The organism is Hymenobacter sp. 5317J-9 (assembly GCF_022921075.1).
In the GTDB taxonomy this organism is placed as follows: Bacteria; Bacteroidota; Bacteroidia; order Cytophagales; family Hymenobacteraceae; genus Hymenobacter.
The window spans coordinates 2841973-2859119 of the sequence record NZ_CP095050.1 but is presented as its reverse complement, the minus strand read 5'-3'; the positions used below and the strand labels follow the sequence as shown (position 1 = coordinate 2859119).

The 17147-nt window shown below is 64.4% G+C and carries 14 protein-coding genes and 1 riboswitch; of the genes, 10 read left to right on the top strand and 4 right to left on the bottom strand.

Annotated elements, in window-relative coordinates:
* The first annotated feature begins 86 nt into the window (after positions 1–86).
* The gene (locus MUN81_RS12095) at positions 87–362 is read left to right on the top strand and encodes a hypothetical protein (protein WP_245110710.1); all 276 of its coding nucleotides are present in this window, start codon (positions 87–89) and stop codon (positions 360–362) included.
* A gap of 15 nt (positions 363–377) precedes the next feature.
* Here MUN81_RS12095 and MUN81_RS12090 read toward each other — a convergent pair whose 3' ends face one another.
* Complete coding sequence (locus MUN81_RS12090) at positions 378–1697, bottom strand: MFS transporter (protein ID WP_245110708.1); 1320 nt, start codon at positions 1695–1697, stop codon at positions 378–380.
* A 206-nt stretch (positions 1698–1903) separates the two neighbouring features.
* On the opposite strand from MUN81_RS12090, the gene MUN81_RS12085 reads away from it, so the two are divergent.
* Together MUN81_RS12085 and MUN81_RS12080 are read left to right on the top strand one after the other, a co-directional pair.
* Positions 1904–3472, top strand: a complete 1569-nt coding sequence (locus tag MUN81_RS12085; protein ID WP_245110707.1) for an FAD-dependent oxidoreductase — start codon at positions 1904–1906, stop codon at positions 3470–3472.
* A 133-nt stretch (positions 3473–3605) separates the two neighbouring features.
* Complete coding sequence (locus MUN81_RS12080) at positions 3606–3965, top strand: CoA-binding protein (protein WP_245110705.1); 360 nt, start codon at positions 3606–3608, stop codon at positions 3963–3965.
* A 189-nt stretch (positions 3966–4154) separates the two neighbouring features.
* On the opposite strand, the gene MUN81_RS12075 is transcribed toward MUN81_RS12080, so the two are convergent.
* Positions 4155–5147 carry an ABC transporter ATP-binding protein gene (locus MUN81_RS12075; RefSeq protein ID WP_245110703.1) on the bottom strand — a complete coding sequence of 331 codons (993 nt, stop codon included), beginning with the start codon at positions 5145–5147 and terminating at the stop codon, positions 4155–4157.
* 109 nt (positions 5148–5256) lie between these two features.
* Positions 5257–5329, top strand: a riboswitch (Fluoride riboswitch).
* A gap of 125 nt (positions 5330–5454) precedes the next feature.
* Here MUN81_RS12075 and MUN81_RS12070 point away from each other — a divergent pair.
* The 4 genes from MUN81_RS12070 (at position 5455) to MUN81_RS12055 (ending at position 9579) form a co-directional block, all read left to right on the top strand.
* Entirely contained in the window at positions 5455–6666 is a 1212-nt protein-coding gene (locus tag MUN81_RS12070) for a chloride channel protein (RefSeq protein ID WP_245110701.1), read from the top strand.
* A 97-nt stretch (positions 6667–6763) separates the two neighbouring features.
* Positions 6764–7321 carry a sigma-70 family RNA polymerase sigma factor gene (locus tag MUN81_RS12065; protein ID WP_223827447.1) on the top strand — a complete coding sequence of 186 codons (558 nt, stop codon included), beginning with the start codon at positions 6764–6766 and terminating at the stop codon, positions 7319–7321.
* An 8-nt stretch (positions 7322–7329) separates the two neighbouring features.
* The gene (locus MUN81_RS12060; RefSeq protein WP_245110700.1) at positions 7330–8400 is read left to right on the top strand and encodes a hypothetical protein; all 1071 of its coding nucleotides are present in this window, start codon (positions 7330–7332) and stop codon (positions 8398–8400) included.
* Positions 8401–8424: 24 nt separating this feature from the next.
* On the top strand, positions 8425–9579 hold the full coding sequence (locus MUN81_RS12055; protein WP_245110698.1) for a PorT family protein: 1155 nt from the start codon (positions 8425–8427) through the stop codon (positions 9577–9579).
* A 161-nt stretch (positions 9580–9740) separates the two neighbouring features.
* Here MUN81_RS12055 and MUN81_RS12050 read toward each other — a convergent pair whose 3' ends face one another.
* Positions 9741–10496 carry an RNA methyltransferase gene (locus tag MUN81_RS12050; RefSeq protein WP_245110696.1) on the bottom strand — a complete coding sequence of 252 codons (756 nt, stop codon included), beginning with the start codon at positions 10494–10496 and terminating at the stop codon, positions 9741–9743.
* On the opposite strand from MUN81_RS12050, the gene MUN81_RS12045 reads away from it, so the two are divergent.
* Positions 10487–13120, top strand: a complete 2634-nt coding sequence (locus tag MUN81_RS12045; protein WP_245110694.1) for a BamA/TamA family outer membrane protein — start codon at positions 10487–10489, stop codon at positions 13118–13120. The two genes, MUN81_RS12050 and MUN81_RS12045, sit on opposite strands and share 10 nt — an antisense overlap.
* 136 nt (positions 13121–13256) lie before the next feature.
* Here the strand turns inward: MUN81_RS12045 and MUN81_RS12040 are convergent, their stop codons facing one another.
* Positions 13257–15470 (bottom strand): thiamine pyrophosphate-dependent enzyme, encoded by a 2214-nt coding sequence (locus MUN81_RS12040; protein ID WP_245110693.1) that lies wholly within the window; start codon positions 15468–15470, stop codon positions 13257–13259.
* 149 nt (positions 15471–15619) lie between these two features.
* Between MUN81_RS12040 and hemF the strand changes: the two genes are divergently transcribed.
* Complete coding sequence (gene hemF / locus MUN81_RS12035; protein WP_245110691.1) at positions 15620–16546, top strand: oxygen-dependent coproporphyrinogen oxidase; 927 nt, start codon at positions 15620–15622, stop codon at positions 16544–16546.
* Positions 16539–17117: a phosphatase PAP2 family protein gene (locus MUN81_RS12030; RefSeq protein WP_245110690.1), complete on the top strand. Its 579-nt coding sequence runs from the start codon at positions 16539–16541 to the stop codon at positions 17115–17117. Before hemF ends, MUN81_RS12030 begins: the two co-directional genes overlap by 8 nt.
* The last annotated feature ends 30 nt before the right edge of the window (positions 17118–17147 follow it).

The following is a 17147-nucleotide window of genomic DNA, read 5'->3' as shown; positions in this document are numbered from 1 at the left end:
TTAGGCGCCTGCCCAGGCGGCTGGCTCCAACCTGCGGCGGGGCCGCCCGTACCTAAGGGCATCCATTGCGCGCCGCGCACCGCCCCATGACCGAATCCGACCAGAAAATCATCGACACCTCCCTCGAACAGGCGCGCGCGCTTCACGACAACCTGCGCGGCATGTGGGACGGCGACGCCCTCGCCACGTTTTACTACGGCGTCATCTCGGGCACCATGGCCCGTGGCGGGCCCGAGGTGGCAAAGGCTCTTTCGGCCATGCTAATCGAAGTATATACCAACACCGCACGCTCGCACGTCGACCTGGGCAAGCTCGCCAACGGTTTTGCCGGTAGCGCGCAGCCGCCGGCCGCGGACGAATAGCGCCTATACTCGGCCTTAGTCCACCATGTGGCCGTTTTCGGCCTGGGTTTCGCTCATGCGCCAATACACCACCAGCGACAGCAGCGCGCAGGCCGTCACGTACCAGTAAAACCACTCCTCTACCCCGCGCTGCTTGGCAAATAAGGCCACGTATTCGGCGGTGCCGCCAAAAATGGCCACGGTCAACGCAAACGGCAGCCCCACGCCCAAGGCGCGGATTTCGGTTGGGAACAGCTCGGCTTTCACCACGGCGCTGATGGACGTGTAGCCGCTCACCACAAACAGCGCCGAAATGAGCAAGCCCGCGGCCACCCAGGCATCGTGCGTGCCGGCCAGCAGGCGCAGCAGCGGTACCGTGCCCAGCGTGGCCCCGATGCCGAACATCAGCAGCACGGGCCGGCGCCCCACCTTGTCGGAAATGGCGCCCAGCAGCGGCTGAAACAACAGCGCCACGGCCATCACGCCAAACGAAATCATGGTGGCCGCTTCCTTGCTGAAGCCCGACGTATTCACCAGGAATTTCTGAGCGTAAGTGGTATAGGTGTAGAACGCCAGGGTGCCGCCGAGCGTGAGGCCCACAACCGTGAGCACTGCTTTGGGGTGTTGGGCCAACACCCGCAGCTGGCTGGGCACCGAGGCTCGGGCGCCCGACGCCTCGCCGGCGCTGGCGGCCTCTCGGTGCTGCTCAAAAGCGGCAGTTTCGCTCATGTGCGTGCGCAGGTACAGGGCTCCCAGCGCCGCCAGCGCCCCAATCACAAACGGCACCCGCCAGCCCCACTCGCCCATCTGGGCCGGGGTGAGCAGCTGCTGCAAGCCCAGCTGCACCAAGAGCGCCAGCAGCTGCCCGCCCATGAGCGTGAGGTATTGAAAGCTGGACCAGAAGCCGCGGTGCCGCACCCCGGCCATCTCGCTCAAGTAGGTGGCCGAGGTGCCGTATTCGCCGCCCACGCTAATGCCTTGCACCAGCCGGGCCAACAGCAGCAACGCCGGCGCCGCCACCCCAATGCGCGCGTGGCCGGGCGTGGCCGCAATCAGCAGCGAGCCGCCGGCCATGAGCTGCACCGACAGGAGCAATGCAGCCCGTCGCCCGTGCCGGTCGGCATACGCCCCCAGCAGCCAGGCCCCAATGGGGCGCATGAGAAAGCCCACCGCAAAAATGGCGGCCGTGTTTAGCAGCTTGGCCGTGGCGTCGCCGTTCGGAAAGAAAATTGGGGCGAAGTAGAGGGCGAACGCGGAGTAAGCATACCAGTCGTACCACTCAACCAGGTTGCCGATGGAGCCACTAATAATGGAGCGAAAGCGCAAAGCCGTGGAAGCACGAGTTGATTCAGCCATGCGGCAAACTAACGAAAGTCCATAGCAAAACATGCTTCGCATTGGGTTTTTAAAGCAGTTGGAATGAAACGCCTCTCAGCATGTTAATGACGCCCATTTTGGCCGGCGGGCTACAAAGTCAAGCCTGCCTTGCAATGGTGTGTACCTTTGCATCGGCTTTGGCCAACCAATTATTACTCAAAAGGATAAATACCTTTCTTATACAAATGTCAAAGAAAGAAGTCGAGCTATTACTCAACCCTGAGGTAGCATTTGATGAGTTTGCCCGTTACGAAGCTATTCTGAACCACGCGGGCTTGCAAACTGGCGAAGCTGATTTTGTGCACCTAAAACGGCGTTCCATTGATGCACGAGGACGCCAGGCACAAGTCAGGCTGCGCGCTGACGTTTACACAAATACTCCGCCTAAGGATTTGTTCGGCCCGTGGTTTTTTTATCCAAATGTTATAACCAATTCGCCGCGAGTTTTAATAGTAGGCGCGGGGCCGGCAGGGTTGTTCGCAGCACTGCGCTGCTTGGAGTTGGGCTTGAAGCCCATCGTGCTGGAGCGCGGCCTCGACGTGCGCACGCGGCGCCGCGACCTGGCGGCCATCAACAAGGAGCAGCTGGTAAATCCGGATTCCAATTATTGTTTTGGCGAAGGCGGCGCCGGCACTTACTCCGATGGTAAGCTGTACACGCGCGCCACCAAGCGCGGCGACGTGGGCCGCGTGCTGCGGCGCTTGGTGCAGCACGGCGCCACGCCCGACATTTTGGTAGATGCCCACCCGCACATCGGCACCAACAAACTGCCGGCCGTGGTGCAGGCCCTGCGCGAAGCCATTATCGAGGCCGGCGGCGAAGTGCGCTTCGAAACGCGCGTGACCGACCTGCTGCTCGACCGCAATCGGCTGCGCGGCGTCGTCGCGGCCTCGGGCGAAAACCTGGAAGCGGAAGCCACCATTCTGGCCACGGGCCACTCGGCCCGCGACATCTACGAGCTGCTGCACCAACGAGGCGTGCTCATCGAAGCCAAACCCTTTGCCATGGGCGTGCGCGTGGAGCACCCCCAAGCGCTGATAGACCAGGCCCAGTACCGCCGCACCGACCGCGGCCTGCTGCCGGCCGCGTCGTACTCTTTGGTGCACCAAACCGAGGTGAAGGGCGAGCAGCGCGGCGTGTTTTCGTTCTGCATGTGCCCGGGCGGGTTCATTGTGCCGGCGGCCACGGCCCAGGGCGAAGTGGTGGTGAACGGCATGTCGCCGAGCCGCCGCGACTCCCGCTTTGCCAACTCCGGCATTGTGGCCGCGGTGGAGCTGGCCGACCTCGACCTGCGCCAGCACGGCCCGCTGGCGGGCCTGCGCTTTCAGCAGGCGCTGGAGCAACGGGCGTGCGCAGCGGCCGGCGGCACGCAGCAGGCCCCAGCCCAGCTGCTGGGCGACTTCCTCAAGCGGAAAACATCGGGCAGCCTGCTCGAAACGTCGTACCAGCCCGGCCTCGTCTCGGTGCGCATGGACGACGTGCTGGGCCCCAACCTAGCCGAACGCCTGCGCCAGGGCTTTCAGGACTTCGGCCGCAAAATTCCGGGCTACGCCACCAACGCCGCGCAGATTGTGGGCGTGGAAAGCCGCACCTCCGCTCCCATTCGCATTCCGCGCGACCCGGCCACGCTGCAGCACCCGGAGGTGGCGGGACTATTCCCGTGCGGCGAGGGCGCAGGCTACGCGGGCGGCATTGTATCGGCGGCCATGGACGGCGAGCGGTGCGCCGAAGCGGTTTTGGCAGTTTTGTCGTAGAAGGTATTAGCCGAGCCCGGGCCGCCTTTCGGGAGCCCGGGCACCGGACACTCACCTGGCTTGGCGTCCTTGCTGTTTATAGTGAAGCGTAAAACGGCCCGGTGACATTTCTTCATCCAGCATCTTTTCATCCATGAAAAAGACCCTCGTTCTCGGCGCTTCCGACAACCCGCAGCGCTATTCGTTTCGGGCCATGCACATGCTCAAGCAACACGGCCACGAAGTGGTGCCGGTTGGCATTCGCAAAGGCGAAGTGGCCGGCTTGACCATTCACACCGACCGCCCGCAGGAAAAAGACATCGACACCGTGACGCTCTACGTGGGCCCGCAAAACCAGCCTGCTTGGTACGACTACATCCTCGACCTGCAGCCCAAACGCATCCTCTTCAACCCCGGCACCGAAAACCCCGAGCTGGAACGCCTGGCCCAGCAGCGGGGCATCCAGACCGAAGAGGCCTGCACGCTGGTGCTGCTGTCCATCGGGCAGTATTAAAAGCACAAACTGGCAACTTCGCCCCCTTACAGTTTAGAAAGAAAAGCACCAGCGCCTCATCGGGTTGGTGCTTTTGCTTTTTGGTGCAAACCAAAGCTGTTGTATACAGAACCGCCCCGCGCAAGGCTGTTGAGCCGGCGGCACAGTTGCTGAAAGCTGTTGCAGCACTTCGTTTGCTCTAAAACCAGGCTAGCCAATAGGCCATCCGCTGCCTTCCAACAACGAGAGGCTGACTTCATCGCCGGGCGACACGTTGGCCTGGCGCTGGCGCACGCGCACCGAATCCTCTGCCAGTGCTACTTCCACCTCATAGTAGCTGCCGTAAAACCGCACCGCCCGCACCACGCCCGCTAGGCCCACGCCGGGTTCGCAGGAGAGAACAAAACTTTCGGGCCGCACCAGCAACGCTTTGTGAGTTGAGCTTCGGCGTGATTTCAGAGCCGGGCTGAGCGCCTGCCGGGCCGCTCCGCGCAGCAGGTTGTAATCACCAAAAAGCGCCGCCGTGTATTCATTCACGGGCCGGTGATACACTTCTGCCGGCATGCCGCGCTGAACGATTTCGCCGCGCTGCAGCACCAGTATTTCATCGGCCCACGGCAGGGTGTCGGCCGCGTCGTGCGACACCAGCAGGCAGGTAATGCCCAGGCGCGGCCCCAGTTCCTCGATGATGCCCTGCAGTGTGCGCTTATGCACCCGGTCGAGGTTGGAGAAAGGCTCATCGAGCAGCAGCAGCCGCGGCGCCCCCAGCAGCAGGCGGGCCAGGGCCACGCGCTGCTGCTCGCCGCCCGAGAGTTGGTCGGTGCGGCGCGCCAGCAGATGGTCGATGCGGCACAGGGCAAACAGGGCCTGCGCTTCGGCGGCCGGCTGCTTGTTGGCGTAGCGCAGCACCTGCTCCACGCGCAACGAGTGCGGCAGGTCAGATTTTTGCGACAGATACGCCACGCCGGGGTGCCCCGGTACCAGCGTTTCGACGGGCCCGCGCACCCGCTCGCCCTGCACGCGCACTTCGCCGGTGCTGGGCTGCGTGAGGCCGGCGATGATTTGCAGCAAAGTGCTTTTGCCGGTGCCGGATTCGCCGGCCAGGGCCAGCTTGCGGTGAGACGCCAGCGAGAAAGTGATGTGGCGCAACACTTCATTTCCCTGTTCCGTCAGGCTGATGTTGGTGACCGTGAGCAGTTCCATGAAAAAACAAGAATGAGCCAACAGGCGATGGCCGTGCAAATAACCGAAGGCGGGGCCGGAAATATCGCTGCCCAAAGCCCAAAACCCGCTTTGCGCTATATTTGCCGCGCCTGCCAACGGTGATGGATTTCCACCGCGAACCGCCGGAGCCCCCGCTCCGCGCTGATGATTCCTACCGAACGGACGGCCCCGCAGGCCGCGCCGACCAGCTCATCTTTTCGTTCGCTCCGTGCCGATTCGCTTTTCCCTCCCTCATTTCGTATCCGCCCGGGTACGTTCGCACGGCACCGCTTCGGCCGCCCTTTTGTTGCTGCGTTGGCTGCTGATTAGTGCGGTGGTGGGCGCCCTGGCAGGCACGGCTTCGGCCGGCTTTCTGGTGGCGCTGGACTGGGTGACGCGCTGGCGCGAGGCCCACGCCTGGATGCTGGCACTGCTGCCCGTGGCCGGCCTGGCAATTGGGCTGGCATACCATTATTATGGTGACCGGGCAGTGCGCGGCAACAATCTTATTCTGGATGAGATTCATCGGCCCAGCCAGACGCTGCCGCTGCGCATGGTGCCGCTGGTGCTGGGTGGCACGCTGCTCACCCACCTGGTGGGCGGCTCGGCGGGCCGCGAGGGCACGGCCGTGCAGATGGGCGGCACCCTGGCCGACCAGCTGGGCCGCTGGCTGCGCCCACGCGACCGGCGCCTGCTGCTGGTGGCGGGCATGAGCGCCGGCTTTGCGTCGGTATTTGGCACACCGCTGGCGGGCGCGGTGTTTGGGCTCGAAGTTTTTTTGCTGGGCTCCATTCGGTACGAGGCGCTGCTGCCAAGCTTTCTGGCAGCCGTGGTGGCCGATGCCGTGACGCGGGCCTGGGGCGTGGGCCATACGCCCTACCCCGAATTGCCGGCCTTGGCGCTCACGCCGCTGGGGCTGGGCAGCGCGCTGCTGGTGGGCGCGTTGTGCGGCCTGGTGGCGCGGCTGTTTGCCGTCCTCACGCACGCGGTGGGCCACTGGTTTTCGGCAATCCCTTTTCCGCCGCTGCGGCCCGTGGTGGGCGGCGCCATGGTGGGGCTGCTGATGTGGGGCCTGGGCACGGGCCGCTTCAGCGGTCTGGGCATTCCGGTTATCGTAGAGGCGTTCCAACATCCTCTGCCGCCGACCGATTGGGCCCTGAAGCTGGCCCTGACCGCCCTCACGCTGGGCTGCGGCTTCAAGGGCGGCGAGGTGACGCCGCTGTTTTTCATTGGCGCGGCGCTGGGCAGCGCGCTGGCCGTGGTGCTGCCGCTGCCGGTGGCACTGTTGGCGGCCATGGGTTTTGTGGGCGTGTTTGCGGGCGCGGCCAATACCCCGCTGGCCTGCACCCTCATGGGGCTGGAGCTGTTCGGGGCGAAGGCGGGCGTATACCTGGGCATCAGCTGCGTGGTGGCTTACCTGCTTTCGGGCCATCACGGCATTTATGCCGCGCAGGTGGTGGGCCAGGCCAAGCACCCGCGCCTGGGCCGGCAGCAGGGCCGGCGCCTGGGCGACCTGTAGCGGTGCGGCCGGAGCGGGCACAATATTTTTACCGAGCCGGGCAACCCTGGCCCGCCTTTCGGCATCTGCCGCCCTAACTCACCATCCTTTCTGCGTTTTGCCCACCCTTACCGTGAACGAAGCCGAACTCATCGCTGCCTGCGTGCGCGGCGAGCACCGGGCCCAGCGCCAGCTCTACGACCGGCTGGCCGGCCTCATGCTCACCGTGTGCCGCCGCTACCTCAAGCGCCGCGAAGACGCCGAGGAAGCCCTCATCCTCGGTTTTGCCAAGATGTTTCGGGCCCTGCCCACCTACCGGTTCGAGGGCAGCTTTGAGGGCTGGGTGCGCCGCATCATGGTAAACGAGGCGCTGATGCAGCTGCGCCAGCGCGAGATGATGACGGTGTCATTCGAGGATTTTGCCCAACCCGAAAACCTGGCCACCACCGCCGCTACCGCCGACACGCAGCTGCAGGCCGAGGACCTGATGGAGCTGCTCACCACCCTGCCCACGGGCTACCGCACCGTGTTCAACCTGTACGCCCTGGAAGGCTACGGCCACCAGGAGATTGCCGAGCTGCTGGGCATCAGCGAAGGCACCAGCAAATCGCAGCTGAGCAAGGCCCGCGCCATGCTGCAGCGGCGGGTTCAGTTTTCTGCCATCGCCAGTAATTAGACCGACCTATGTTTCCCGAAGATATCGACGACTTATTCCGCGAGAAGCTCGACGGCCACGCCACGCCGCCGGCCGACGACCTGTGGTCCCGCCTGCAGGCCGCTGCCCCCGCCGAACCCGCCGAACCCGCCGCCCCGGCACCCGACGCACGCCTCGACCAGCTGTTTCAGCAACGGCTGAGCGCCCACGCCACCCCGCCCCGGCGGGAGCTGTGGGAGCGCCTCGAAGACGAGCACCTGCGGCCCCGCAAGCGCCGCGCCGCCGCGTGGTGGCCCATGGCCATTGCCGCCGCGCTGGCGCTGCTGCTAGTAGCCGGGGGCACGAAGCTGTGGCTGGGTTCGCCCGCAGGCAGCACGAAAACCGGCACCATTGCGTCGCAGCAATCGACCGGGTCGGTAGCTTCTCCCCAAGTACAGGCTGCTACGGCAGGCTTGCCGCAGGGCGCAGGCGTGGCAGAAACGGGCAAAAATGCCGCTTCCATTGCTGCCACGACGCCGGCTGAAACGTCGAAAAACATTTTAGCTGAATCCGCGCAGAAAAATGCAACCCTCCGGGCAACCCGCTCTTCCGACATCGCATCTACCGCATCAAAGGCCGGCCAGCCAGCTTCCGAGCAGCTGCCCCGCCACCTGAAAGGCACTGCCCGACGGCTGGACGCAGCCACCGAACAAGCCCCCCTCGTGGCCCGCGCAGCTACCCGCCCCGCTCCCCAGCCGGCCCCGGCCACCCCAGCTGACGAGTTGGGCAACGCCCCGGCAACGGCCCCGGTAGTGGCCGCGCAAACCACCCCCACTGCCACGCCGGAAATCGTCCCCGTGGGCGCCACCGAGCTGATAACGGTGGACGTGCGCACCGGCTCCGCACCGGCGTCGCGACTGGCCCAGGTCACCACCTCGGCCGTGGCTTCGAGCGAGGTAGCCGGCGAGCGGCGCCGCCTGGGCGGCCGCCTGCTGCAACAGGCCGGCCACCTGGTGCGGGGCGAGCGGGTGAGCCTGGCCGAAGTGGCCGGCCTGCCCGACAACGTGACCGTTCGGGCCACCGTGGCGGGCCGCACCGTCAGCAAATCCATTCAATTGTAATCCACCTCTTCTCTTTCGGAAATCATGCAACGCGCTTTTCTCCCCTCTTTTCTGCTGCTTTCTGCCCTCGCGGCGGGCCTGAACGAGGCCCGTGCCGCCCGCCTGGTGGCCCCCGCCACGGTGCAGGACACCATTGTGATGCGCCTGCCCAACCGGGCCACTCTCACCCTGACGGTGCGCGACGCGGCCCAGCTGCGCCAGCTCAAAAACTACCACCTCGACTCGCTCACGACCCGCCTGGCCACGTACATCACCCAGGCTGAGGCGGCGGCCAAGGCCGGCACCACCAACCAGGTGACGATGCGCTTCTACCCCGATAAGGACCAGCCCGGCCAGAACCTGCCCGAAGAAATCCGCATCACGGCGCACAAACCCGGCACCGACGGCGAGAAAGGCCCCACCAAAACTCAGGTTTTCCTGAACAAGAAGTTCGGCATCGTTACCACCAAGGACGGCGACGGCCATAATTCCTTCAGCATCGGTACCGACGGTAATGCGACGGCCAACGCCCGGGAAGATTCGCTGAAGCGGGAAAAGCGCCGCCGCAGCGCCAGCGTGGAGTTGGGCTTCGACATCGGCCTGACCACTTTGGTTAACTCATCTTCGACGGCCAGCCTGCAAGTGCCTTCCTACAACAACTGGCGCTCTACTTACATCAACTTTGGCCTCTTTTACGTGCAGCCGCTGCACTACACTAAGAAATCGAAGCTGGCCTTTACCATCGGGCCCGAGTTCAGTGGGAACTACATCCGGCTGACGGGCAACGACCAGTGGGTGCAGAACGGCAACCGCACCTTCGTGGAAACGGCGCCCGATGCCAAGCAGATTCAACAGGCCACCCTTTACGTGGGCACCCTGAACCTGCCCGTGATGCTGCGGCTGAAGCTGAAGAACAAAGAAGACAGAACCACGCTTTCGGCCGGCATTGGCGGTTTCGGCGGCACCCGCCTCACCAGCAACATCAAAACCGAATACCGCTTGGCCGGCACCGACTACAACAGCGAGGACAAAATCAGCGGCACCCTCAACCTCACTCCCTGGACGTACGGCTTGCAGGGCGAAATCGGCTTCCACGCCCTGCAGCTCTTCGCCAAGTACAACATGAACGAGCTGTTTAAGGAAGGCCAGGGGCCCAAAACGCATCTGCTCACCGTGGGCCTGAACGTGCTGGGCTTCTAGTCAACGCCTTGGCTGATTCTTTGAAAGCGCCTCTGATTAATTATCGGAGGCGCTTTTTTACGGTCATTCTGAATGCGGCGAAGGTCCCCTTCAAATTTGTCCATGAGCAACTTTGACCGGATAAATTTCTTCGCTGCGCTCTGGATGACCAGCGTTAAACCCTATTCGCCCCGAAAAAAATTATCGAGCAGAATGGCAGCCGAAATGGCCACGTTGAGGCTTTCGGCCTGCCCGCCGGCGCCGCGTGGGATGTGCAGGCGGCGCGTGAGGGCCGCCGCCACGCTTGGCGTAAGGCCGTGCGACTCGGAGCCCATCACGAGTACGCCGGCGGGCTGTAGGGCGAGGCGGTGCACGTTGTCGCCGGCCAGGTCGGCGCCGAAGATGCCGACTTCGGGCGGCAGCGTGGGCAGCCAGGCGGCCAGGTCGCGCTCCCACACGGGCACGCGGGCAAAGGCGCCCATGGTGGCGGCCACGGTTTTGGGGGCGTAGGCGTCGGCGCAGCCGGGGCTGAGCACCACGCCCGGCAGGCCGTACCAGTCGGCCAGGCGCAGCAAGGTGCCGAGGTTGCCGGGGTCGCGCACTTCGTCGAGGGCCAGCAACAAAGCGTCCGCGGGCAGCGTTGGAGGCAGCGGTGCCTCCGCCGGCAGGCGGGCCACGGCCAGGGCGGTGGTGTTGTTGGCCAGCGTACCGAGCTGGGTAAGCTCGTTTTCGCTCACCACGGTGAGCAGCCGGGCCGGCAGCAGGGCACGGTTTTGGGAGGCAAATTCGGCGGTGGCCAGCAAGTGTTCAGTTTCCAGGTCGGAACTTAGCAGCTCCAACACGCTTTTGCCTCCTTCCACCAGAAACGCGCCGTGGCGTTGCCGGTACTTTTTTTGGTGCAGCGACTGCACGTATTTGCCTAGTGCTTTTGAAACCATTGTTGTCGACCTATTCTTCAAAGCTACGGGCCGGGCGCAGACTGGGGCCGTTGCTGCTGGCCCTACTGGTGGCCTGTTCGCCATTTAAGTTGTTGCGGCCGGGCCAGCGCCTGCTGAGCCGCGTGGAGGTGAAAGGCGTGGAGCAGGCCGACAAAGAACGGCTGAAGTCCCTGGCCCAGCAAAAACCCAACACCCGGTTTCCGCCCAAGCTGGCCATCTACCAGCTGGGCTACAACTTCTACGACTCGGTACGCATTAAAAACAAGCTGCACGAGATTCAGACCACTTACGCGGCCCGCATGAAAGCCGCCGGCACCGACTCGGCCGAGCTGGGCAAGCTGCTGGCCCGCCGCGAACGCAAGGTGAACCGCAAGCAATTGGCGCTCGACAAGGGCAACGCCATCATGCGCCTGGGCGAGGCGCCCGTGGTGTACGACACGGCCCTGACCCGCCGCAGCGTGGAGCAGATGACCACGTTTCTGCACTCGCAGGGCTTTTTCCGGGCCAAAGTCACGGCCACCGACACGGCCCGCTACCAGCGCGGCATACTGCTGCGCGCGTTGGGCGTGTTTCACAAGGGCAATTCTGACTCGCTGGACGCCCGCAAGCGTTACCGGCGGGTCACGGTGACGTACAACATCACCGAAAACCAGCCGTTCCTCTACCGCCTGCAGCCGCCCAGCATTCCCGATTCGGGCGTGGCGGCCGTGGTGCGCCAGGGCCAGGGCGCCACGCTGCTGCACGAAAACGAGCGGTTCAACGAGGAGCAGATTGGCCTGGAGCGCACCCGGCTCGAAACCCTGCTCAAAAATGCCGGCTACTTTGATTTCCGCCAGCAATACATCACCCTAGAAGCCGACACGAGCTACGAGAAGTTCACGGTGCGCCTGCGCACGCTCATTGCCAATCCCGGCCCCGGCCAGGGCCACCGCGTGTACCGGGTGCGGCAGGTGCGCTTCGTGACCGATGCCGGCGTGGGCCGCACCCTGCGCAACGCCACCGGCGACACCCTGCGCCGGGCCGGCACCGTGGGTGCCCTGCGCGTGCGCCCCAGCCTGGGCCTGCGCACCGACACCACCGTGACCGACTCCATCCGCTTTGCGGCCTACGAACAGCAGTTCAGCACCAGCCTGCTGGCCCGCAAGGTGCTGGTGCGGCCCGGCCAGAACTACAGCCTGCTGCGCACCCAGCAAACCCAGCGCCTGCTCTCCAACCTGGACATGTTCCGCTTCAGCACGGTGAACTACCGCAAAGTGGCCGACCCGCCCGCCGCCGACAGCGCCGGCCTGCACCCCAGCACCGGCGAACTGGTGGCGGTGATAAATGCCTCGCCGGCGCCCAAATACGCCATCAACGACGAGTTTGGGGCCACTTTCGTGGCCAATAAAACGGGTCCCTTCCTGAATGTGCGCCTGAAAACCCGCAATCCGTTTGGCGGGGCCGAGGTGCTGGAATTTGGCGTGCGCGCGGGCCTGGAAGGCCAGCTGGTGCGTATTGCCGAAGGCAGCGGCACGGCGCCGCAGTCGGTGTTTACGCGGCAGCTGGGCGCCACGGCCTCGCTCATTTTGCCGCAGTTTCTGGTGCCCTTCCGCACCAACCACTTCCTGACCGAATACAACCCCAAAACGCGCTTCACGCTGTCGGAAACCTACGTGGACCGGCCCGAATACACGCGTTCCAACTTCGAGTTTGCGCTGGACTACATCTGGCAGCGGTCGGCGTTTCACCAGTACGTGTTTTCGCCGGTGATAATGACGCTGGTGAACACGCCGTTTGTGAGCGACTCCTTCAACGTGCGCTTGCAGCGCCTCAAGGTGACGGAAGGCTCGTCGTTGTACCGGTCGTTTAACAAGCAGATTGAGCCCAGCTTCAGCTTCACCTCGCTGTACAACTCCAACGATTTTAACCAGACGCGCGACTCCTACTACCTGCGACTTTTTGCCGAATTGGGTGGCCTTACCCGCGGGCTCTACCGCAAGCAGCTGTTTGCCGCAACCGAGCTGAACGTGTACGATTTTGCCCGCATCAGCATCGATTACCGTCGCTATTACCGCCTGTCGCCCCAAACCTATTTTGTGTGGCGCCTCAACGGCGGGGCGGTGCATGCCCTCAGTAAAACCGATGGCGAATACGTGGTGCCCTACGACAAATCGTTTTTTGCGGGCGGCTCCACCAGCCTGCGGGCCTGGCAGCCGCGCCGCCTGGGCCCGGGCGGCTATACGCCCCGCCTCTCTAACGGCACTCGCGACTACCTCACCGAGCAGCCCGGCGAGCTGCTGCTCGAAGGCAGCGCCGAGTACCGCTTTCCCATCTATGGCTTCGTGAAAGGGGCCGTATTCACGGACTTTGGCAACGTGTGGGGCCTGCAGGAGCAGCGCAAGGAAAATTCCGACGAGTACATCCGAGAAAATGCCCAGTTCCAGCTCAATAAATTCTACCGCCAGCTAGCCCTGGATACCGGCATCGGCATCCGCTTCGATTTCACTTTCCTCATCCTACGTCTCGACCTGGCCACCAAGATTTACGACCCCACCGCTCCCGCGGGGCAAACCTGGGCGCTGCGCAATTTCAACAAAAGCGCCAACCCCATTGCCTTCAACCTGGGCATTGGTTATCCATTCTAAGCCCGGTGGCCAAATACCCGGCGGTTAGCACGACGAAGCAGGCTCAATCAGGTTTGTGCCCCGGTTCCAACTTAATAAGGAAAAGCCCCGGCACTGTGCAGTACCGGGGCTTTGTTGCTTCGGGAAGATTCATTGACTAGTAGGCCAGCAGCTCGGCAATGGCCGTGGCAACTTTCTCGGCGCTGGGCAGCATCTGGCGTTCCAGTTCCACGTTGAGTGCGATGGCGGGCAGGTTGGCTGCGCCGAGGGTGAACACGGGCGCGTCCAGGGCTTCGAAGCAGTGGCGCTGAATGCGCCCGGCCAGGCTTTCGGCAAAGCTGTTGAGCAAGGGCTCTTCGGTCAGCACCAGCACCTTGCCGTGGCGGCGGGTGGCGGCCGTCACGGCGTCGAAGTCAAGCGGATTGAGGGTGCGTAGGTCCAGGATTTCGATTTGGCCGGGATACTCGCGACTGGCGGTTTTGGCCCAGTGCACGCCCATGCCATAGGTCACGACCAGGGCGGTTTCGCCGCGGCGCAGCTTCTCGGCGTCAGCAGCCTGCGCGATGGCGGCCAGGCCCAACGGAATGACGTAGCCGGCGGCGGGCTCCACAGTTTTAGCTTCTTCGGTGCCCGATACTTTGCTCCAGTACAGGCCTTTATGCTCCAGCATCACCACGGGGTTGGGGTCGAGGTAGCTGGCGCGCATCAGGCCCTTCATGTCGGCCGCGTTGCTCGGATACACCACTTTGATGCCCCGAATGGTGAGCAGCGTGCTCTCGATGGAACCCGAATGGTAGGGCCCGCCCCCACCATAAGCGCCAATGGGGACACGGATGAGCGCCGGAATCGGAAACTTGCCCATGGTGAGGTAGCAGGATTTCGACAGCTCTTCCACCAGCTGGTTCAGCGAGGGCCAGATGTAGTCGGCAAACTGAATTTCCACAATGGGCCGGGCGCCCACGGCGGCCATGCCGGCCGTGCTGCCCACAATGTAAGCCTCCTGAATGGGCGTGTTGAACACGCGGCCGTCGCCGTATTTCTTGGCCAGCAGCGCAGCCTCGCGAAACACGCCGCCCAGCTCGCCGCCCACGTCCTGCCCGTAGAACAAGGCCTCCGGAAACTCCCGCAAAATGTCGTCGACGGCGTGCAGGGCGGCATCCACCATCAGGGCTTTCTCGGCGCCCGCGGGGCTGCGCTCGCCGGCCTCGGCCGTCACGGCGGGCGGCGCAAACTCGTGGTCGGCAAAGGTGGCCGGGTCCGGGTTGGGCGCCGCCAGCGCTTCGGCCCAGTCGGCCTGCACGGTGGCGCGGGCTTCGTCGCGCAGCTCTTCCAGCTCCGCCTCGGCAAAGCCGCCCGCCAGTAGCTGCTGGTGCAGGCGCGGCAGCGGGTCCTGGGTTTGATGATTGGCCAGGTCGTGGCGGTACCATTCGCGCCGCACGCCGCTGGTGTGGTGGCCCAGCAGCGGGCATTTGGCGTGCACCAGCACTGGCCCGCGCCGGGCCCGCACGTGGGCAAACGCCTCGGTGAGACCGGCGTAGGACGAGCCAAAATCGGCGCCGTCCACCTGCATGCGGCGCAGGCCGGGGAAGCCTGCCGCAAACTCGTAGGCATTCATGGCGCGCATCTCGCGGCCGGTGGCCGAAATGCCCCAGTCATTATCCTGCACCAGATAAATAATGGGCAATTGGTGCAGAATAGCCATTTGCAGCGCCTCCGACACCTCGCCCTCGGTCATGGCCCCGTCACCAATCGAGCACAAGCTCAACGAGCGGTTGGCCACGAGGCTTTCGCGGTTCTGCTTCACTGCCTCGGTGGCTCCCGTCAACGCTTCCGCCGTCAGCGACTCGAAGTACTTGATGGCGTGCGCCACGCCCGTGGCCGGAATGGCCTGCATGCCCGTGGCCGAGCTCTGGTGCGGAATGACCGGCACGCCGGCCCGCCGCAGCGAGGGGTGCGAGTAGTACGTGCGCCCACCGCTGAACGGGTCGCCGGCTTTGGCCATGAGCTGCAGCATCAGTTCGAAAGGACGCAGGCCCAGGCCCAGCAGCAGGGCGTCGTCGCGGTAATAGGGCGCGGCAAAGTCGGTTTCGGTGAGCAGGAAGGCGGCGGCCAGCTGCACGGCTTCGTGGCCGCGGGCGGTGGCGTGCACGTAGCGGGCCGAAATGGCTTTTTGCTCTTCGTAGAGGTCGGCCATGGCGGCCGCGGTGTGCATCAGGCGGTAGGCGCGGCGCAGTAAGTAGCGGTCCACGGCCGGGGCCGGGGCTTCGCTGCTGGCCGAAAATGCCGCTGCCGCGGCAGCCGCGGCACTTGCCACGCGGGTATTCGAAAGGTCGGTGGTATCGGAAGCGGTGGGAACTGCGAATTCAGACATCAGGGCAGGAGGCGGGTGAGGCCACAAAAGTACGCCCGGCCTCCGTCCGTATCTTTGCGCCCGGCCCCGAACCCGCTTTTTCGGCCCGCGCTGTCTGTTTTGGCAGTTGATTTGATGGCCTCACCCGGGTCAACCTTCCCGTTTCTTTCGTGAATCCGACCTCCTCGCCCACCATCCGTCCCGAAATCGAAGCCTGGCTGGCTGATTTTCAGCTACGCCTGTGCCAGCAGCTCGAAACGGCCGACGCCGGCCCCGCCCACTTCCTCACAGATGCCTGGCAGCGCGAAGGCGGCGGCGGCGGCCGCTCCAAAGTGCTGGAACACGGCCGCGTGCTGGAAAAAGGCGGCGTGGGTTTTTCGGCGGTGTGGGGCGAGATGAGCGAGGCCGCCGCCCGGCAGCTGCACATGCCCGACCAGCATTTTTACGCCACCGGCGTGAGCGTGGTGCTGCACCCGCGCAGCCCCCGGGTGCCCATCATCCACATGAACGTGCGCTACTTCGAGGCCGGCAACGGCGAGGCCTGGTTTGGCGGCGGCATCGACCTGACGCCTATTTACGTGGACGAGACCCAGGCCCGCCGCTTCCACGCGCGGCTGCGGGCGGTGTGCGACCGCCACAATCCGGCCTATTACCCCAAGTTCACCCGCTGGGCCGACGACTACTTTTTCCTGCCCCACCGCCAGGAAACGCGCGGCGTGGGCGGCATTTTCTACGACCGCCTCACCGTGGGCCGCGACGGCACGGCCGAGGAGCTGTTTGCCTTCATGCGCGACGTGGCCGAGCTGTTCGGTCCCTTCTACGCCAAACTGATGGCCGAAAACCACCCGCTGCCCTACGGCGAGCGCGAAGAAGCCTGGCAAACCCTGCGCCGCGCCCGCTACGCCGAATTCAACCTGGCCTTTGACCGCGGCACCCGCTTCGGTCTCGAAACCGGCGGCCGCACCGAAAGCATCCTCATGAGCCTGCCCCCGCGCACCGGCTGGGCTTATAACCCCGCCCCACCCGCCGCCGGCTCGCCCGAAGCCACCACCCTGGGCTGGCTCCGCAAGGGCGTAGACTGGCTGGCCGATGCTTGAGGCCATCAAAACCCTTGACCGCACTTGGCTGCTGGCCATCAACCACGCCCACGCGCCGTGGTTGGACCGGGTGATGGTGCTGGCCTCCGACCGTACGGTGTGGTTTCCGGTGTATGCCGTACTCATTGGCTGGCTCATCTACCATTTCCGCTGGCGGGCGGCGGTGCTGCTGCCGCTGGTGGTGGCAGCCGTGGCCCTGGCCGATAGCATCACGAGCCGGCTCTTCAAGCCGTATTTTGGGCGGCCCCGCCCCTGCCACGATGCGGCCATTTTCCTGCAGCTGCACCTGCCCGATGGCTGCGGCGGACAGTTTGGCTTTCTCTCGTCGCACGCCGCCAACTCCACGGCGCTGGCCGTATTTATAGCGGTTTCGCTGCCTAATGGAAGATTTCGCAGCTTAAAAATAGCCATATTTTTATGGGCTATTTTACTATCGTATAGCCGTATGTATCTTGGCGCCCATTACCCTACCGATGTACTGGGCGGGGCTATTATTGGGGGGTTGCTGGGCTGGGCCGCCGCGTTGGGGTTTCAGCATTGGCAATTCAAGCGTTGGCCTGAAAAAGCGTAAGAATCGTTGAATATGAGCAGTCCGGCGCGC